We start from the raw sequence: 3,289 nt of genomic DNA, 5'->3' as shown, positions 1-3,289 counted from the left end.
TATTTCGCTTCTTCTTTGCTTCACTCATTCTCGTCATCCCTTCCAGGACGACAGCTTAAATCAGTGTCTCAAATTCGGGGTCCACTTTAAAATGCCATGACAGAAAAAAATAGTAGAAAGGGGAAGCCTGAGAAAACACAAGAGGGAAATCCTTACGATCTCCCTCTTGAACAACATGTTTTCCCCAACAAATCCATCAAAAAAATCGGAGGCGATCTAGGGGGTGTTGAAGTGTTTTTCTTGAAAAAAAGAAAGTCGGAACGGCTTCGGAGTGACAATCCAGTTTTTACAGCAAAGAGAGTCTGGAACAAAACGACAGAAGATTTTTTTTCTGAAATCGACCGTGCATATCAATCACTGATATCGGAATTGAGTTACGACAAAGAGGACGTATTTTCGTTACCGACACATTCCAATGAAATACTAAGCAGGTTTTATGCATCGCTTTATGCAAGAAGTATGCTTCGAGAGAATCCCAATTATGGAGAAAAAATAGATCTTTTTGACGTGGAGCCTCTTGATAAAGACGTCGTTGAATATGCTGAGTCAGTCGGATATGCGATGCCAACGAACGAGTCTTTTTACCGATTGATAAACCAACCACTTGCATTCCAATATTGGAGAAGTGCAATGGAAGGTCTCAATGGAATTCGGTGGGGGACCCTTAAAGCACCGATAGATACAGAATTTATTGTCCCTGATTTTTTCGCTTTGAAAAGCTTCTATATTCCCGTCACTAGCAATATCGCCTTTGTTCCCATCTTTAATGGTGGAAACGCAACCTATGATGAAGTGGCTACTTACAATATGCACCTCATACGGCAATCAAAATCCTATTACTTTTCTAAAAATATTCTGAAAGCCCCGGTTAGAAGATATTCTAATTTCCTCATCACGAAAATTATTTTTGGAAAAGCAGAGAAGGCGATTGGCGGGAAAGAGTTTTCTGAATTTAATCAAGCGTAGCGACTGAATGGCGAATTATGCCTTGAAAGACTTCTAGCGTTTGAGAGACCACGTGCAAGGCGTGAGTGCATTCCTGAATAATTTTTTTCTGATCATCTATGTGGGTTCGCAAATTTTTCAATTCAGATTTCACCTCAGAAAGCGATACATCTTCTTCGATGTCCCTGCTCGATGCCGTGTCGATCAATGCATAAATCGTTTCAGCCGGCGTCATCTGTTGATCGGCACAGGAAGCGTAGTCCGCTAATTTCCCTCGCCGGTCCGGGCTCAGATAAATCGTAACGGCTTGCTTTGCCCAGGGATTGTTTTCGTGTGAACTCATGGAGTCTCCTTTATCGATGTAATTCCAGATCGAACGCCTTTTCCTTGATCCATTGAACCCAATGTGCTGCGACTGCTTTGCATCTGATCTGCAAATTCCGGGTGTGCTCGATGATTCTATGGACGCTAATGGACGATGACGGGATCGGTTCGGGGGCGTTCGTATTTGGGTTCTCTTCGTAGTCGAGTGTCGTGCTTTTGATCTGAGATCGTGCCAGACATCGAGATAGTTTCTGTATGGATGTCAATTCGTCTTCTCGTTTTTCTTCCTGATGTTGTAGTTCGTCTGTCTGGCTTTGGCCGATCTCGTTCTCCGGTACGTACAAAGCAGTTCGATAACGGGTTCTACTCGCAGCGACATAAATCCATTCACGGTGGGCCATTACGGGATTAACGAAGACGTATGCAGAATCAAAAGTTCGCCCTTGGCTTTTGAACGTGGTCAGACTGTATGAGTGATCAAGATGGTGGAATGCGGTGGGAATCAAAATGCGGCTGGCACCCTTGACATTGGGTTCGTCCAGTTGAACGGAGAGGAAATCCTGTCCATCAAATCCTAGGAGAATTCCGGTCGCTCCGTTTATAAGGCCCAACGCTGGATTGTTCTTGGTGATGACTATGCGATCCCCAGGAATAAACTCTCGATGATCTAGACGGCCATCTCGTTGAAGCAGCGGCAGGATTCGAGCCTGATCACGATCCAGATGGCCAGCCGCAATAAGATGCTCTCGTGCTTGCTGGTTGAGGGCCGCAACTTCGTTTCTCAGTCCAGCAATGATGACCTTATCTTTCAATGCACGGTCGTCTTTCTTCCATTCCTCAACCAGAGCGGCCATCGCTCGCTCTCGATCAGACTCCATATAGATTTGTCCCTTTACGGCCATGTTGGTCAAGGCTTCCTCTGCATGCCCTTGGGAGAATTGATCTACGACCTCCCGCATCCAATGGAAGTCGAATTTGCTCTGCCAGGGGCGAATGAGCGAGGCGAGCAGGGCGGAGCCGCCCGCCAAGGCATCCAAGGCGGCGGATTGTTCGATCACCGATAGGGATTTGATTGCGGTGAGTTGCTCATTTGAGATAAGAGATTTTCGATTTGAAGAAGAGTCGCCAAGGACTCGATAGATTGGAACGAAATCGGTTCGTTGTCGCTGGATCTTTGTGATGTGGGCTCCGCCAAATTTCTCGACCAACGAACGAAAGATCCCGCCGGCTTCAATGGAAGCATGCTGCTTGTAGTCCCCCACACAAACCATTTTCCCACCGGCTTCAACGACGGCCGTTTGAAGCAGATCGAATTCCCGAGAACCCACCATCCCAGCTTCATCGAGGACCAAGATCGTGTTGGCCGAAAAAGACAGAGTTCCTTTTTGGTGCCGAAGAAGAAGGCTGGCAATAGTTAATGAGGGAATGCCTGCTTCTCGGGTCAGGTTCAATGCGGCGGATGCGGCCTGAGCACAGCCCACAAGTTCATAATTCTCAGAACGATAGATGTTTGCCACGGCTTTGAGTAACGTAGTCTTACCCGTCCCAGCCGATCCAACAACAAAAGCATGGGTTCCTGGCGAGCCAAAGATGTACTGAGCGGCGGCTTCTTGCTCTTCGAGATTGACATCGTGGCCGGTCGAGTGAGAAAGATCATCTCGCAGGTCGTCAAAGAAGCGAGTGACTGTTTCTTGCTGGATGCTGAATGCTTTCGCATCACGCCCCCGTTCAACCCGATCCACGATAGCTCGCTCTTTCTCATACATGAATCGTGACGTAATGACGTTCGTCAGATGCTCAGTGTTGCCGAGATGAAGAACCTCTTCATATTGTAAGAATTTTCCCAAATGCTCCCGGCACTGTTTGGCGTTCCAACGACCGATCATCTTCTTGCAGATCAGATGCAGAACATCCTGGGTTTTGACGGTTAAAGTGGACCCCGAATTTGAGACACTGATTTAAGCTGTCGTCCTGGAAGGGATGACGAGAATGAGTGAAGCAAAGAAGAAGCGAAATAGCT

The 3,289-nt window shown here is 47.0% G+C and carries 3 protein-coding genes; 1 reads left to right on the top strand and 2 read right to left on the bottom strand.

From position 1 onward, the window contains the following. Positions 1-96: 96 nt before the first annotated feature. On the top strand, positions 97-966 hold the full coding sequence (locus CEJ45_RS24725; protein WP_141107064.1) for a hypothetical protein: 870 nt from the start codon (positions 97-99) through the stop codon (positions 964-966). On the opposite strand, the gene CEJ45_RS24285 is transcribed toward CEJ45_RS24725, so the two are convergent. Both CEJ45_RS24285 and CEJ45_RS24280 read right to left on the bottom strand, forming a co-directional pair. Then, positions 953-1,288, bottom strand: coding sequence for a hypothetical protein (locus CEJ45_RS24285; protein ID WP_088757543.1), 336 nt, complete (start codon positions 1,286-1,288; stop codon positions 953-955). The genes CEJ45_RS24725 and CEJ45_RS24285 overlap by 14 nt on opposite strands. 10 nt (positions 1,289-1,298) lie before the next feature. Next, positions 1,299-3,155: an AAA family ATPase gene (locus CEJ45_RS24280; protein ID WP_088757542.1), complete on the bottom strand. Its 1,857-nt coding sequence runs from the start codon at positions 3,153-3,155 to the stop codon at positions 1,299-1,301. Positions 3,156-3,289 lie beyond the last annotated feature (134 nt).

It is taken from the genome of Herbaspirillum aquaticum (genome assembly GCF_002213425.1).
Classification (GTDB): Bacteria; Pseudomonadota; Gammaproteobacteria; order Burkholderiales; family Burkholderiaceae_D; genus Herbaspirillum; species Herbaspirillum aquaticum.
This window is presented reverse-complemented; position numbering and strand designations above follow the sequence as displayed.

Bases quoted from the DNA above. Each gene is read 5' to 3' on its own strand.
- CEJ45_RS24725 (WP_141107064.1), top strand. From the start codon at position 97: ATGACAGAAAAAAATAGTAGAAAGGGGAAGCCTGAGAAAACACAAGAG.
- CEJ45_RS24285 (WP_088757543.1), bottom strand. From the start codon at position 1,288: ATGAGTTCACACGAAAACAATCCCTGGGCAAAGCAAGCCGTTACGATT.
- CEJ45_RS24280 (WP_088757542.1), bottom strand. From the start codon at position 3,155: ATGATCGGTCGTTGGAACGCCAAACAGTGCCGGGAGCATTTGGGAAAA.